Origin of the sequence: Paraburkholderia piptadeniae, from assembly GCF_900007165.1 — a bacterium.
Lineage (GTDB): Bacteria > Pseudomonadota > Gammaproteobacteria > Burkholderiales > Burkholderiaceae > Paraburkholderia > Paraburkholderia piptadeniae.
Map to the genome: position 1 here is coordinate 1 of NZ_CYGY02000274.1, position 542 is coordinate 542.

1 pseudogene is annotated in these 542 nt (G+C 64.0%); it reads left to right on the forward strand.

What is annotated here, in order from left to right:
- Positions 1-222 precede the first annotated feature (222 nt).
- Positions 223-542: pseudogene (locus BN2476_RS45200) on the forward strand (flavin reductase); the annotation flags it as partial.

A 542-nucleotide genomic window follows, 5' to 3' on the forward strand; every position in this document is an offset into this window, starting at 1 on the left:
ATCCAGCGCGTGCAGGAAGAATCCGGCATCCCCACTGTTTCGGCGGCCGTGGCGACGACCTGGCAGATGCTGCGTCGGCTGGAACTGCGCGCTGAAGTGCCTGGTTGCGGCGAACTGCTTTCCGGCAAGTACTGAGCACGACATGGTTGCCCGTACGAGTGGCTATGCCCGTGATCCGCGCGTGGCGAAGACGCTGCGTGACATTGTGACTTCCTTCCTGACATGAGCGCTAACTCGTCCATAACACTCGCAGTGCCGCTCGCCGCATGCGACGACCTGCACTTCTACGAGCCCACGCGCGGCCATGGCCTCGCGCACGATCCACTCGGCGCGATCGTCGGGCCGCGTCCGATCGGTTGGATCTCCACGCGCAGCGCGGACGGCACGCTGAATCTCGCGCCATACAGCTTCTTTAGCGTCTTCAACTACGCGCCGCCGATCCTTGCGTTCTCGAGCGTGGGGTTCAAAGACACGGTGCGCAACGCGCAGCAGACCGGCGAGTTCGTCTGGAACATCGTCACGCGCGATCTGGCCGAGCCCAC